The 14,441-nt window shown below is 64.4% G+C and carries 12 protein-coding genes; 4 read left to right on the top strand and 8 right to left on the bottom strand.

What is annotated here, in order from left to right; translation table 11 throughout:
* Positions 1-4: 4 nt before the first annotated feature.
* From QAZ47_RS10390 to cysG, 5 genes are all read right to left on the bottom strand, one after another.
* Positions 5-538, bottom strand: a complete 534-nt coding sequence (locus QAZ47_RS10390) for a DUF934 domain-containing protein (protein ID WP_278233179.1) — start codon at positions 536-538, stop codon at positions 5-7.
* 228 nt (positions 539-766) lie between these two features.
* Positions 767-1,531 (bottom strand): phosphoadenylyl-sulfate reductase, encoded by a 765-nt coding sequence (locus QAZ47_RS10385; protein ID WP_278206666.1) that lies wholly within the window; start codon positions 1,529-1,531, stop codon positions 767-769.
* Positions 1,506-3,176, bottom strand: a complete 1,671-nt coding sequence (locus tag QAZ47_RS10380) for a nitrite/sulfite reductase (protein ID WP_278233178.1) — start codon at positions 3,174-3,176, stop codon at positions 1,506-1,508. Before QAZ47_RS10380 ends, QAZ47_RS10385 begins: the two co-directional genes overlap by 26 nt.
* Before the next feature lie 43 nt (positions 3,177-3,219).
* Entirely contained in the window at positions 3,220-3,525 is a 306-nt protein-coding gene (locus QAZ47_RS10375; protein ID WP_278073837.1) for a DUF2849 domain-containing protein, read from the bottom strand.
* Positions 3,522-5,018, bottom strand: a complete 1,497-nt coding sequence (gene cysG / locus QAZ47_RS10370; protein ID WP_278233177.1) for a siroheme synthase CysG — start codon at positions 5,016-5,018, stop codon at positions 3,522-3,524. Before cysG ends, QAZ47_RS10375 begins: the two co-directional genes overlap by 4 nt.
* 428 nt (positions 5,019-5,446) lie before the next feature.
* On the opposite strand from cysG, the gene QAZ47_RS10365 reads away from it, so the two are divergent.
* Both QAZ47_RS10365 and ybaL read left to right on the top strand, forming a co-directional pair.
* Entirely contained in the window at positions 5,447-5,884 is a 438-nt protein-coding gene (locus tag QAZ47_RS10365) for a host attachment family protein (RefSeq protein ID WP_278206662.1), read from the top strand.
* A gap of 212 nt (positions 5,885-6,096) precedes the next feature.
* On the top strand, positions 6,097-7,890 hold the full coding sequence (gene ybaL / locus QAZ47_RS10360; protein WP_278233176.1) for a YbaL family putative K(+) efflux transporter: 1,794 nt from the start codon (positions 6,097-6,099) through the stop codon (positions 7,888-7,890).
* 6 nt (positions 7,891-7,896) lie between these two features.
* Here ybaL and QAZ47_RS10355 read toward each other — a convergent pair whose 3' ends face one another.
* Positions 7,897-8,703: a helix-turn-helix transcriptional regulator gene (locus QAZ47_RS10355; RefSeq protein WP_278206659.1), complete on the bottom strand. Its 807-nt coding sequence runs from the start codon at positions 8,701-8,703 to the stop codon at positions 7,897-7,899.
* Positions 8,704-8,815: 112 nt separating this feature from the next.
* Between QAZ47_RS10355 and QAZ47_RS10350 the strand changes: the two genes are divergently transcribed.
* On the top strand, positions 8,816-9,736 hold the full coding sequence (locus QAZ47_RS10350) for a zinc-binding dehydrogenase (protein WP_278233175.1): 921 nt from the start codon (positions 8,816-8,818) through the stop codon (positions 9,734-9,736).
* 25 nt (positions 9,737-9,761) lie between these two features.
* On the opposite strand, the gene QAZ47_RS10345 is transcribed toward QAZ47_RS10350, so the two are convergent.
* Together QAZ47_RS10345 and QAZ47_RS10340 are read right to left on the bottom strand one after the other, a co-directional pair.
* On the bottom strand, positions 9,762-10,511 hold the full coding sequence (locus QAZ47_RS10345) for an SDR family oxidoreductase (protein ID WP_278206656.1): 750 nt from the start codon (positions 10,509-10,511) through the stop codon (positions 9,762-9,764).
* A gap of 431 nt (positions 10,512-10,942) precedes the next feature.
* Positions 10,943-13,195: a transglycosylase domain-containing protein gene (locus QAZ47_RS10340; RefSeq protein WP_278233174.1), complete on the bottom strand. Its 2,253-nt coding sequence runs from the start codon at positions 13,193-13,195 to the stop codon at positions 10,943-10,945.
* A 50-nt stretch (positions 13,196-13,245) separates the two neighbouring features.
* Here QAZ47_RS10340 and QAZ47_RS10335 point away from each other — a divergent pair, with 50 nt between their 5' ends.
* Positions 13,246-14,415, top strand: a complete 1,170-nt coding sequence (locus tag QAZ47_RS10335; protein ID WP_278233173.1) for a hypothetical protein — start codon at positions 13,246-13,248, stop codon at positions 14,413-14,415.
* Positions 14,416-14,441: the final 26 nt, after the last annotated feature.

Genomic DNA, 14,441 nt, shown 5'->3' with positions numbered 1-14,441 from the left:
CGCGTCAGCCTGGGCGCTTGCGCCGCCAGGAATATTTCGGTCCCTTGGCTTCCGGCTCCACCGCCGGCTGGTAATAGACCGGCAGGCCGCCGGTGCGTCCTTCCTCCAGACGCTTCAAGAGCACCGGATTGGAGACCTCGAACTCGTCGAAGCCGAGCCGCAACATATGCGGCAGCTGATCGACCAGCACCTGGCCCGTGGCGCGGACCGCGCCCTTGAAATTGTGGCGGCTGCGCAGCAGCTCGCCCTTGGAGAAGGAGCGGCCGTCGTTGAAAGCCGGAAAGGCCAGCGCCACCAGCGACAGCTGGTCGAGCAAGCCGACGATCTTGTCGAGTTCGTCGCCGGGCAGCAACAGCACGCCGATGCGCTCCTTGGCCGACTTGCGGGTCTCGTCATCGAGCGCCAGGAAAGCCTGCAGCGGCAGGATGAAGCGGCCATTGCCGGCAAGCGCCTCGGCGCTTTCGGCATGGGTCCAGTCGTCCTCGCGAAAACCCTTCGGGGTCCAGAGGCGGGTTTCCGGTTTGGTCGCTTCAGTCATCAAAATTCCCAAGTCCAAAAATCGAAGGATATGTCGAGAGTCAGGTCAGGCCGAGCCGAGAGCGGTGGCTTCCGAGAACCGGAGCGGAGCTAACTTCATGTACGTGAGCACCGGCCTACGCCGGCCGTAGCCTAAATTCAACGGCCACGCCACTCATCAGTGCTTCGGCCGGCGAAGGCCGGCAGGAAACCGCCGTTTGCGGGCCGGCCTCACCTGAATCAACATACTCTAAAGCGATGCGTCGGTCAGCGACTTCTCCAGTCCGGAGAGATGAATGCCGCATTCGGTCTTGGCGTGCCCTGCCCAGCGGCCGCTACGCGCGTCCTCGCCGGGCTGCACCGGCTGCGTGCAGGGGAAGCAGCCGATCGAGAGATAGCCATAGGCGACCAGCGGATTTTCGCGCAGCGCATGCGCGCGCATATAGTCGGCCTGGTCCGACGTCGTCCAATGCGCGAGCGGATTGATGCGGATACGCGAGCCGACCGCCTCGAAGACCGGCAGCGCTGCGCGCGTCGAAGCCTGGAAGCGCTTGCGTCCGGTGAACCAGGCGCGGAACGGCTCGACGCCGCGCGCCAACGGCTCGACCTTGCGCACGTTGCAGCAGGAGTCGGTATCGGTCTCATGCAGCCTGCCGGTCGGATCGACGCGCTCGAGCCCCGCCTCGTCCGGTTTGATCACCCTGACATCGGTCAGGCCGAAATCGGCAACCAGCGCGTCGCGATAGCCCAGCGTTTCCTCGAAATGCTTGCCGGTGTCGAGGAAGATCACCGGCAGCGAGCGGTCGATCTTGGCGATCATATGCAGGAGCACCGCTGAATCCGCACCAAAGGACGACACGGCGGCGACCTCGCCGCGGAAGAATTCACGCGCCGAGCGTTCGATGATCTCGATCGGCTTCAGATGGCCAAGCAGCGCGTCGAGCCCTGCCGCTTCCGCGGCGACGCCGGCCTCGACGCCGCCCGTCCGGTCAAGCGGCCTTGGTTTCGCCAGCATAGAGCGCCTCCTTGAACGGCGCGGGACCGACACGGCGGTAGGCGTCGATAAAACGTTCGTCGGGACTGAGCCGAAGGCCGAGATAGGTTTCGACGATCTGCTCGATGGCATCGGTGATCTCTTCCGATGAAAAGCCGCGGCCGATGATCTCGCCGACCGACGTGTTCTCGTCGGCCGAGCCGCCGAGCGTCACCTGGTAGAGCTCGGTGCCCTTCTTCTCGACACCGAGAATGCCGATGTGGCCGACATGGTGGTGGCCGCAGGCATTGATGCAGCCGGAGATCTTCAGCTTCAATTCGCCGATCTCGCGCTGCCGCTCCAGCGAGGCGAAGCGGCGAGAAATCTCCTGCGCCACCGGAATGGAACGCGCCGTGGCCAGCGCGCAATAATCGAGGCCGGGGCAGGAGATGATGTCGCTGATCAGGTTGGAATTGGCCGTCGCCAGGCCGATCTCGACCAGCGCGTCATAGACCGCCTTGAGGTCGGCGCGCGCCACATGCGGCAGGATGAGGTTCTGCTCGTGGCTGACGCGCAGCTCGTCGAAGGCATATTTCTCGGCGATGTCGGCAACGGCTTCCATCTGGCTGTCGCTGGCGTCGCCAGGAACCTCGCCGATACCCTTGAGCGAGATCGTCACCGCCGCATAGTCGGGGTGGCGATGTGTCACGACGTTCTGGTCGAGCCATTCCGAGAAACTCTTGGAATCGAGCCGCGCCTGCTTCACCTGCGCGTCGCCTTCCGGCCGGTCCGGCAATGCCGGCGGCGCGAAATAGGCGTTGATAGCCTGGATATCAGCATCCGGCAGCTTCAGCTCGGCGTCCTTGAGTTCCTGCCATTCGGCCTCGACCTGGCGGGTGATCTCCTCGACGCCGGTCTCGTGGACCAGGATCTTGATGCGCGCCTTGAACTTGTTGTCGCGGCGGCCATAGAGGTTGTACACGCGCAGGATCGCCGTGCAGTAGGACAACAGCTCGGCTTCCGGCAGGAAGTCGCGGATCTTCTTGGCCACCATCGGCGTGCGGCCCTGGCCGCCGCCGACATAGACGGCAAAGCCAAGCTCACCGGCCGCGTTCTTCTTCAGATGCAGGCCGATGTCATGCGTCTGAATGGCGGCGCGATCGCGCTCGGCGCCGGTCACCGCGATCTTGAACTTGCGCGGCAGATACGAGAACTCCGGATGCACCGAAGACCATTGGCGCAGGATTTCCGCATACGGACGCGGGTCGGCGACCTCGTCGGCGGCGGCACCTGCGAAGTGGTCCGCGGTAACGTTGCGGATGCAGTTGCCGCTGGTCTGGATGGCATGCATCTCGACGCTCGCCAGATCGGCGAGGATCGCCGGAACGTCGGACAGCGCCGGCCAGTTGAACTGGATGTTCTGCCGTGTGGTGAAATGGCCGTAGCCCTTGTCGTATTTGCGGGCTATGTGGCCGAGCATGCGCAATTGCCGGCTGTTCAGCGTGCCGTAAGGCACGGCGATGCGCAGCATATAGGCATGCAGCTGCAGATAGACGCCGTTCATCAGCCTGAGCGGCCGGAATTGCTCCTCGGTGATGTCGCCGGCAAGCCGGCGCTGCACCTGGTCGCTGAACTCGGCGACCCTGGCGCGAACGAAATCTTGGTCGAACTCGTCGTAACGGTACATGCTTCGTCTTCCGGGGCGCGTCCGCCCGCTCTTTCCTTGAAACTTATGCCGCCCGGGCCGGTGCCGGGGACGCCTGCTTGCCGATATCGGTGCGGATGGTTGGACCCGCGGCGCGGATCTTCTCGCGCAGCCGCACCGGCTCGACCAATCCATTGACCACGGCGACGTCGATGATGTTGACGTCGACCACTTCGTTGTTGGCGGCCGCCGCGGCGCCGATCGCCTCCAGCCTGTCCTCAGCCACCTTGTCGTGGGCGATGTCGGCATGGCCGACTGTCTCCGCCCAGCCGCCATCGGCGTACCAGACGGCGATGCCGTCGGAGAGCCTGTTCGCGGTCAGAACCTTCATTGCCGTACTCCTTCGGCCACCGTACTGTCGGCGGCCTCTTCATGCCCTGTGTCTTCGCGCCCTGTGTCTTGGTGTGCTGTGTCTTCGCGCTTGTGTGTCGCGAGCGGTTCGGATCGTTCGAAATTGGCGCCGGCGACCGCGTCGCCGATGATCGTCATGACCGGACCGGTGAGATCGGCGCGCGCTTCGAGCGACGGCAGGTCGGCCAGCGTGCCGTGGAAGCGGCGGCGATTGCCGAGGCTTGCATTCTCGACGACAGCGACGGCAGTGTCCGGCGACAGTCCCGCTTCGATCAGACGTCCGGCAACTTCGGCAGCGACCGAGCGGCCCATATAGACGGCAACGGTGGCGCCGGAGATGGCGAGCTTGGCCCAGTCGGGCAGCGAATTGCCCTTGAGGTCGTGTCCGGTGGTGAACACCATCGAGGAGGTCACGCCGCGCAGCGTCAGCGGCAGTTCGAAATCGGCTGCGGCGGCGAAGGCGGCGGTGACGCCCGGAACCACCTCATAGGCGATGCCGGCTCCGCGCAGCGCCGCCATCTCCTCGCCCGCCCGGCCGAACACCAGCGGATCGCCGGACTTCAGCCGCACCACGCGCTTGCCGGCGCGGCCAAGCTCGATGAGCAGGGCATTGATCTCTTCCTGGCTCTTGGAATGGCAGCCCTTGCGCTTGCCGACGGGCAGCCGCTCGGCGTCGCGGCGGCCCATGGCGACGATCGCCTCCGGCACCAGCGCGTCATAGACGATCGCGTCCGCTTCCATGAGCAGGCGGTGGGCACGCAGCGTCAAGAGATCCTCCGCGCCCGGACCCGCGCCGACAAGCGCGATATGGCCCGCCGTCAACTCGTTCGAAGCCAGAAGGTCGAGCGCCGCATCATGCGCCCTGGCGAATTCTCCGGCCTCGACAGCCTTGGCCGGACCGCCGGCGAAGAAGTCGCTCCAGAAGCGGCGGCGGCGATTGCCTTTCGGCAGCCGCTCGGCGGCGGCACGGAACGAAGCCGCCAAGGCAGCCAGCCGGCCGAGCGACGGCGACAGCATGCGGTCGATGCGCACGCGCAGCAGCTGCGCGAGCACCGGGCCGGCGCCCTCGGTGCCGATGGCGATCGCAACCGGCGCCCGGTTGACCAGCGCCGGCGTAAAGAAATCGCAGAGTTCCGGCCGGTCCACGGCGTTGACCGGGATGCCCAGCCGGCGCGCATCTTCGGCGACCCGGCGGTCGAGCGCCTCGTCACCGCTGGCGGCAAACACCATGGCCGCGCCTTCGAGCTGGGCAGCGTCATAGGCGGCATCGACATGAACGGCGCCGGCTGTTGCGATGAAATTCAGAAGTTCGGGATCGGCATCGTCCGCGATGATGCGCAGCGCCGCGCTCGACTGCGCGAGCAGCCTGGCCTTGGCAAGCGCCCCCTCGCCGTTGCCGACGATGGCCACGGCTTCGCCGTCGACCCGCAGGAAGACGGGGAAGGCGTTGAGCTTGGCATTGGCTGGCGACATGGCGACAACGATTAAGAGAACAGTCTGGCAGTTTTATGCGTGCGCGGCAAAAACCAGAAGGCAAGCACTCGCGCATCCCATGATGGCAGGCAATCGCTTTTTCGCAGCCGCGAAAGGCAGGAGAAAAAAATTCTACGCCGGAACTTGAGGTGTCCAGGCACCCCGCTCGCGGCCATTGATCCAGCATGATTTTTAGCGCCGTCCCCTCAGCGCGGCAAAACGTTTTTTTCTAATTTCTACTAAGTTAGTAGATTAAAGCCGTACCCTCACCGGCGACCGTTGGTGCACTTTGCAAAGAGATGATCGCGGGCGTCGTCCTGGCTGGAACAATCACGCTCGGCGGCACGTTTGGCTAGCGACCCTACCCCGCCGACAGGCCGCATTTGAGCATGACCGACATATCTGAAAACCGAAAAGGAGTGAGCGCCATGAGCATCAGGCTGAAACACGGTCTTTGGGTCATCGTGGCTGACGGCGAGAAGGCGCTTTTCCTGCGCAACGAGGGCGACACCAAATATCCGAACCTGCAGGTCGTGCAGGAGATGGAGCAGGAAAATCCTGCCACTCGTGAGCAAGGCACCGACAGACCGGGCCGATACGCCGAAGGACCTCGCAGCGCGATCGAAGAAACCGACTGGCATCGCTTGGGAAAGGAACGTTTTGCTGACGATATTGCCGACCGGCTCTACAAGCTTGCACACCGGGGTCAGTTCGAAGAGATCGTGCTGATTGCGCCGCCGCGGGTGCTGGGCGAAATGCGGCAGAAGCTGCACAAGGAAGTCTGCGAAAAAGTTCAGGCCGAAATCCCCAAGACGCTGACCAACCACACCATCTTCGAGATAGAGGGTCTGCTCCTGGCGGCCTGAAAACGCCGCATGGCCAGAGGACATCGAGCGCTTGATGCCGCGGTCTGCCGACAGCGGCCGAGTGCCTTTCTTTTTTCGGAACCGGCCCCGGCGCCGATTTCTGCCCGGCCATGGTTGCGTCATCGCCGCGCTCTCCACCATATTGCGAAGGGCGACGGCCTCGGGCGGCGCTTATCCGACATCGTAAATTTCCGAAAGGCGCTCCATAGACAATGCCGCATGACACGCCCCTTATCGCCACCATCGTCGCCGGTTTGGGGCTTGCTTTCGTCTTCGGAGCGTTGGCCAACCGTTTCCGCATCCCGCCGCTGGTCGGCTATCTGGTAGCCGGCGTCCTGGTCGGCCCGAACACGCCGGGCTTCGTCGCCGACGCCAGCCTCGCCAACGAGCTCGCCGAGATCGGCGTCATCCTCCTGATGTTCGGCGTCGGCCTGCATTTCTCGCTGAAGGACCTTTTGTCGGTCCGCGCAATCGCCGTGCCCGGCGCTGTCGTGCAGATCGGCTTTGCCACGCTGCTCGGCGCCGGCCTCGCCTGGCTGCTCGGCTGGTCCCTGGGTGCCGGCCTGGTCTTCGGCCTCGCTCTATCCGTCGCCTCGACCGTGGTGCTGCTGCGCGCCATGCAGGAACGGCGACTGATCGAGACCGAGCGCGGCCGCATCGCCGTCGGCTGGCTGATCGTCGAGGATCTGGCCATGGTGCTGGCGCTGGTGCTGCTGCCGGCGCTGGCCGGCGTGCTCGGCGGCCAGCCGCTGGTGGACGACCATTCGAGCCTGCTGTCGCTGCCTGCCAGCTACGGCATATGGGGCGTGGTCGGCATGACACTCGCCAAGGTCGCCGCCTTCGTCGTCGTCATGCTGGTCGTCGGCCGCAGGGTCATCCCCTGGATCCTGCACTATGTCGCCCATACCGGCTCGCGCGAGCTGTTCCGGCTCGCGGTGCTCGCCATCGCGCTCGGCGTCGCCTTCGGCGCGGCGAAACTGTTCGGCGTCTCGCTGGCGCTCGGCGCCTTCTTCGCCGGCATGATCATGAGCGAATCCGAGCTCAGCCACCGCGCGGCTGAAGAATCATTGCCGCTGCGCGACGCGTTCTCGGTGCTGTTCTTCGTCTCGGTCGGCATGCTGTTCGACCCGTTGAGCCTGGTCAGCAACGGCCTTCCCATACTCGCCACCCTTGCCATCATCGTCATCGGCAAGTCGCTCGCCGCCTTTGTTATCGTCATCGCCTTCCGCTATCCGATCGCCACCGCGCTGATGATTTCTGCCAGCCTCGCCCAGATCGGCGAATTCTCCTTCATCCTGGCCGAACTCGGGGTCGGGCTGAAGCTGCTGCCCGATCAGGGCCGCGACCTGATCCTTGCCGGCGCCATCCTGTCGATCCTGCTCAACCCGCTGATGTTTCTCGTCGTGGACCGGATGAAGCCATGGCTGGAGAGGCGCTCCGCCAATTCTCCCGAGGAAGCAAGCCCGATCGGCCCGGCGACGGAGCGGGGTCAGGTGGCTTCGGCGCCGGCGACTTCAGAGAAAGAGGACGGCCCGCCGCCCAAGTCGACGCTGACCGGCCATTCCATCCTGATCGGCTATGGCCGCGTCGGCAGCCTTGTTGGGGCCGCGCTGAAAGAGGCAGCCCTGCCCTTCCTGGTCATCGAGGATGCCGACAAGACGCTGGCGAAGCTGAAGGCCGACGGCATCGAGACGGTGGCCGGCAATGCTGCCAATGCGGAGGTCTTTTCCGCCGCCAATCCGGAGGGCGCCAAGCGGCTGATCCTTGCCATCCCGAATGCCTTCGAGGCCGGGCAGGTCGTGCTTCGGGCCCGCGCCGCCAATCCGGCGATCAACATCATTGCCCGTGCCCATTCCGATGCCGAGGTCGAGCACCTGAAAGGGCTCGGCGCCGACACGGTGATCATGGGCGAAAGCGAGATCGCGCGCGGCATCGTCGAGGTGGTGACGGCCAAAGCGACCGATCCGGCTGGGTCCGCCATGGAGATCAAACCACAGCCGGCCTGATGCCTATCAGGCGACGTATGCGGACCCGCCATTTTGAGCGATGTCGCCGAGATATTTCGCCGGCGGCTTGCCGAGCGCCTTCTTGAACATGGTGATGAAGGCGGTGACCGATTCATAGCCGAGGTCGCCTGACACCTGCTGCACGCTGGCGCCGGAAGCCAGCTCCCGGATTGCGACGATCAAATGCAATTGCTGGCGCCAGCGCCCGAAGGTCAGCCCTGTCTCCTTCACCACCAGACGCGCGAGACTGCTCTCGCTGAGCGCGACGCGACCGGCCCATTGCGCCAGCGTGCTGCGGTCGGCGGGATCGTTCGCCAACATTTCGGCGATCCGCCGCAGCCGCGGTTCGGCCGAGATCGGCAAGTGCAATTGCTGCACGGGCATGCGTGGCAGCTCGGCCAGCAAAATCTCTCCCAGGAAACCGCATCTTGCATCGTCCGGCGAACAGTCCGACAGTTCGACGATCAGTTCGCGCAGCAGCGGCGAGATCGACAGCGTGCAGCACCGGTCCGGCAGGTCGGCGGCTCCGGGCTCGATATAGACGAAGAAAATCCGGGCATTGGCGGTTGCGATATTGCTGTGCTTCATGCCGCTCGGAATCCACACGCCGCAATGCGGCGGCACCATCCACAAGCCGCTCGGAACGCGGCACGTGACGCCGCCACCGAGCGCGAAGACGAGTTGCCCTTTGCGGTGCCAGTGCTGGGGCACTTCGGCCCGAGTCTCGGTCACATCGACGCGGACGGCAATCGCCGGCGCGAGCACGTCGTCGACATCGAAGTCCGGCCTGGGCCAGCGGAGCGGCCGCCTCATTGAATGTTTTTAGCGATCATTTGGCTCTATATCTAAATTTTTCAGTCACGAAAGTCGATAGGCTCGAGCCCATATCGCCGCGACCCAAAATCTCCAATTCCAACGGTGGCCCATGCTTGCCCTTGCTATCTCTTCAGACAGCCCCAACCGGCTGAAACTCACCGAGACCGACGAACCAAACTGCAATGCGCATGAAGCATTGGTGAGCGTTCATGCAACATCGTTGAACCGTGGCGAACTGCGCCTGCTCGCCATACGCCCCGACGGCTGGATACCTGGCCAGGATATCGTCGGGATTGTCGAGCGCGCTGCGGCCGATGGCTCCGGGCCAGCCGTCGGCACCCGGGTTACGGCTTTGGTCGACGAGGCAGGCTGGGCCGAACGCGTCGCCGTTCCAACCGACCGCCTCGCCGTCCTGCCGGATGGTGTCAGCTTCGCGTCCGCAGCCACGCTTCCGGTGGCGGGGACGACGGCGCTACGGACTTTGCACCATGGCGGCGACCTCGCCGGCCAGCAGGTCCTGATCACCGGTGCAAGCGGCGCGGTCGGCCGTTTCCAGATCCAGATCGCCCGCGAGCAGGGCGCGCGCGTGACCGCGGTCGCCACTTCCCGGTATGACGAGGATCTGCGTGGCTTGGGAGCCGAGCAAGTCGTCGAGTCGATCGAGCTGGCCGCGGGACCGTTTTCGCTGATCACCGAGTCGGTCGGCGGCAAAAGCCTCGCGCACGCGATCGAACGCGTCGCGCCTGGCGGGACCATCGTCATGTTCGGTTCGAGCAGCGGCGAGCTCACGCCGGTCGGCTTCCGCCAGTTCGTTCCGGGCCACGAGGGGGCCAGGCTTCAGACTTTCGCTTATTACACGTCCGGTTCAGGCATTGGCGCCGACATCGCCTGGCTGCTTGGCTTGGTCGCGGCCGGCCGGCTGGAAACCCGCGTGGCCTTGACTGTGCCGTGGACCGAGATCGGGCAAGCGCTCGACGCGCTGCGACAGCGCAGCTTCAGCGGCAAGGCCGTTCTCACCATGACCGGATGAGCAGTCCTTGCCTGAAGTCCGTCGGTCACACGTGCTGGCCGCCGTTGATGTGGATCTCCGAGCCGGTCACGTAGGACGCCTGGCCCGAGCACAGGAAGAAGATGATATCGGCCACTTCCGATGTGGCGCCGAGGCGGCGCATCGGGATCGTCTCGACTATTCTGTCGGTGCCGGGCGACAGGATCGCGGTGTCGATCTCGCCCGGCGCGATCGCGTTGACGCGGATGCCGTGCGGGCCGAAGTCGTGCGCCATCTCGCGCGTCAGCGAGCCAAGCGCCGCTTTCGACGTCGCATAGGCCGTGCCGGCGAATGGATGCACCCGCGTGCCGGCGATCGAGGTGACGTTGACGATCGAACCCTTGGCCGTGGCCAGCTCCTTGAACAGGCCCCTGGCCAGCATGATCGGCGCGAAGAAGTTGACCTGGAACACGTCGCGCCAGACATGCATCGGCGTCTCGATCGAGTTCATCCGGCCGCCGTCCTTCAGCTTCGGCGAGATGCCGGCATTGTTGACCAGCGCATGCAATTGCCCGCCATGCGCCTCCAGCCGGTGCCGGATCTCCGAAATGGCGATGCCGACATCCTCCTGGTCGGCGAGATCGACCTTGATGTGGTCCTCGGGTCCGGCCGGCCATGGACAATCCTCGGCGAAGGCCTGGCGCGAGCAGGTGATGACGCGCCAGCCCTCGCGTGAAAAGCGTTTCACCGTCGCATGGCCGATGCCGCGGCTGGCGCCGGTGAGCACGATGGTTTTTCTGCTGTCGATTTCGGCCATGTCGCGGTCTCCGGCGCGTGATCTAGCCGAATATGGTTACAATGGCGAGAGGCCGCTAGGAGATCGCAAGATCGGCCAGCAATTGCCATTCAATAGCAAGTCGGGCACGCCGCGCGCAGGCCGAGATTGAGAAGAAAAACCAGACCCGACAACGTCCAGAGCACCGCTAGAAAAGTTCCCCGCGACCGTCTGGCTACGCGTGCAATGCCCAAGGCCAACCCATAAGGCAATAGAAACCCCAGGATGACGGAGCCGTATATCGCCCCGACTCTTTCCTGATCGAGGTATCGAGGATCGGGGTAATAGAGATATGGCAGGTGTCGAATGGCCACCACACTGACCGTCATCCCGGCCAGCAAGAGCCACTGCCACGTGCTTAGACGCTTGTATTCTTTCCCATCAGTCGACTCAGCCGGTTCGCCTGCCATTGTCTAACCCCCGCTCAATATGTCGAGGATCGAGGTCTGGCGCTTCTTGGTGGGGCCGCCGACGTCGCCGGGCGGCACGGGATGCTTGATCGAAGCGGTCGATCCGCTGTCGCTCGGCATGCCGAAGCCGTCGGCATCGACCGTCTGGGCCGGACGCGCCTGGCGCGCGGGCGCCTGGGCGACGGGCGCCGACTGGCCTACGGCTGCCGGCGGTGTCGGCGGCGGCTGCGACGCGTCAGCCGAGGGTATCTCGTCCGGCACGACCGTATCGGACGGCGTCGATTTCCAGGTGCCGGGCAGCGGCCGCACAGGCACGCCTTCATGCGCGGCGACCATGAACTCGTGCCAGGCCTGCGCCGGCAAGGCGCCGCCGGTCACCTTCTTCATCGGGCTGCCGTCGTCATTGCCGAACCAGACGCCCGTGGTCAGGTTGGCGGTGTAGCCGACGAACCAGGCGTCGCGTGAATTCTGGCTGGTGCCCGTCTTGCCGGCGGAGGGCCAGTTGAAGGCCGCCTTCTTGGCGGTGCCGACCTCGACCGTGCCGGTCATCATCGAATTCATCATGCCGACGATCTCGGCCTTGAGGACTCGCGGCGCGCTGCCGCCATTGTTCTCGTAGAGCACCTTGCCGCCGGCCGTGGTGACGCGGCGGATGAAATGGATGTCCGGCTTGTAGCCGCCATTGGCGAAAGGCACGTAGGCGGCGGTCAATTCCAGCGGCGTCACTTCCGAGGTGCCGAGCGCGATCGAGGTGTTCGACTGCAGATCGGACTGGATGCCCATGCGGTGCGCCGCCTCGACCACCGCGTCGGGTCCGACTTCCATGGTGAGCTGCGCCGCCACCGAGTTGAGCGACTTGGCGAGCGCGGTGGCCAGCGTCACCTTGCCGTAATATTTGCCCCCGTAATTGTCGGGCGTCCATTTGCCGATTTTGATCGGCGCGTCGTTGCGCACGCTGTCCGGCGTGCGGCCGGCTTCCAATGCCGCCATGTAGACGAAAGGCTTGAAGGCCGAGCCCGGCTGGCGGCGCGCTTCCGAGGCGCGGTCGAACTGGCTGGTCGAATAGTCGTAGCCGCCGACCATGGCGCGCACGGCGCCGGAGTCGTCGATCGACACCAGCGCTCCTTGCGTGACGTTGAGCTTCTTGCCGCTCTCGTCGATCAGCCGGCGGATCGACTGTTCGGCAAGCTTCTGCAAGGTCAAGTCGACGGTGGTGTCGATGACGATGTCGCCGCGCACGTCGCCGATCAGGTCCGGAAGCTCTTCCATGACCGTGTCGGCGACATAATTCTCCGAGCCGGTCCAGTAGGACGGCGCGCGCGTCGCCGGCGCGCTTAGCGCTACCTTGTATTCCTTGTCGCTGATCTTGCCTTCCTCGCGCATGGCGGCGAGCACGAGCTGCGCGCGCTCTTCCGCCGCCTTCGGGTCGCGCGCCGGCGATAGCCGCGACGGCGCCTTGAGCAAGCCGGCGAGAAGTGCCGCCTCCGACAGCGAGACATCGCGCGCGCTCTTGCCGAAATAGCGCCGCGAGGCCGCCTCCACGCCATAGGCGCCGGAACCGAAATAGACCCGATTGAGGTACATTTCGAGGATCTGGTCCTTGCTGTGCTTGTGCTCCAGCCAGAGCGCCAGGAGCACCTCCTGCACCTTGCGCTCCAGCGTGCGGTCCGGCGTCAGGAACAGGTTCTTGGCGAGCTGTTGCGTCAGCGTCGAGCCGCCCTGCGAGAAATGCCCGCCGAGCACGTTGGTGACCATGGCGCGCGACAGCCCGATCGGATCGATGCCGAAATGCGAATAGAAGCGACGGTCCTCGATGGCGACGACCGCCTCGGGGATGTAGGGCGACATTTCATGCAGGCCGACGGCCTCGCCGCCCGACATGCCGCGATTGGCGATCAGCCCGCCGTCGACCGAGACGATCTTGATGTTGGGCGCGCGGTCGGGAATAGACCAGGTCGTCGCCGCCGGCATCTTGGCGCCGTAATAGACGACGATGCCGGCCGCCGCGATGCCGCCCCAGATGCAGAGCACGAAGCACCAGTAGAGCAGACGGCCGAAGATGGAAAACAGCCCGCGCCGGTTGCGATCGCGGCCACGGCCGCGCGATTTCGCCCTGGCGGATTTGCGCTTTGCTGCGGATTTGCGATTTGCCGGCACGACGCGATCCTCCTCGCTGACCGAAAAGCCATCGGAGGATTTCGCGCGCGGCGCCCCCTCGAAGCTCGGTTCGATGCGACTGTCTCTGCGGTTCGCCATGCGCTGTGCTTGCTGCCCCCGGTGCCGATGGCGCTCGAGTTGCAGAGTAGATGCGGCGGTTTAAAGGCGCGTTAAGTGGGGAAAAATCGAAGCGATTGAGAATCAAATGCCTCACAGTGGATCGAATTCCACCTCCGGCTGATCCGGCCCTATGGCCGGGCGCAACGATCCGCGCCGGGAGTGCCAAGGACGTTAGCACTGCGTCTGGGGAGCAACTGGCGACTCTGCTCGATATCAGACACCATTGCGTTCCCGATCTGTTCGGCGCACAGGGGACGGTGTATCCTCTGCGCATGGAATCATGCGCCGCCCAGACCCGCCGAATTGAAATGGTGCCGCAACGCCCAACAGCGCTCAAAAATCGCGCCTGCGTCTATTGCGGCGCCATGCTTTCGGCAAGCAACATTTCTCGTGAGCACGTGATCGGACGCCGTTTCGTGCCCAAAGGCAAATTGCACCGCCAATGGAATCTGATCTTGAATGCCTGCCAACGTTGCAACTCACGCAAGGCCGCCCTCGAGGATGACATTTCTGCGATCACTCTCCAGCCCGACGCCTGGGGGCGCTACGGCCATGATGACATGGATGCGATGGAGGAGGCGCGTCGCAAGGCGAACGACGCCCGCAGTCGTCGTACCCGAAAGGCGGTGAAGGATAGTGGCGAAGGCATAAATATCCGGGGCAGCCTCGGGCCGGGCATCAACATATCGTTTCAATTTTCCTGTCCGCCGCAGATCGACGACGAACGTGCCTTTGAACTGGCGCGCTTGCAGCTGATGGCATTCTTCTACATGCAGACCTATAGCCACGAAACCCGTTGTGGCGGGTACTGGCTTCATGGCTATCATCCCGTCATGGCGGCCATCCGCAGCGATTGGGGCAACGCCCTGATGAAAGGATTTATGCAAACGATCGAGCCCTGGGACTGTCGCTTTCTCGCGATATCCGCTGACGGTTTCTTCAAACTGATCACAAGGAAGCATCCGTCCGCAGAAACGTGGGCTTGGGCTCTGGAATGGAACTACAATCACCGCTTGATCGGCTTCTTTGGCGAACTCGAGCCCGCACAAGCGATCTTCGATAGCCTTCCGAAGTTGACGGCAAGGACTGTTTACCAAGCTCCCAATGAGTCACTCTCTTACCGACGCGATGCTGCGCTGAACGAAGATGAGGACACGCTGTTCTCGGTCTTCGAAGAGACAGAGCAATCGGAAGCCTGACAATATCGGCGGGTGCCGGCGGCGCG

It is taken from the genome of Mesorhizobium sp. WSM4904 (genome assembly GCF_029674545.1).
Lineage (GTDB): Bacteria > Pseudomonadota > Alphaproteobacteria > Rhizobiales > Rhizobiaceae > Mesorhizobium.
The sequence above is the reverse complement of the archived record's forward strand: the minus strand, read 5'-3'. Positions and strand labels throughout refer to the sequence as shown.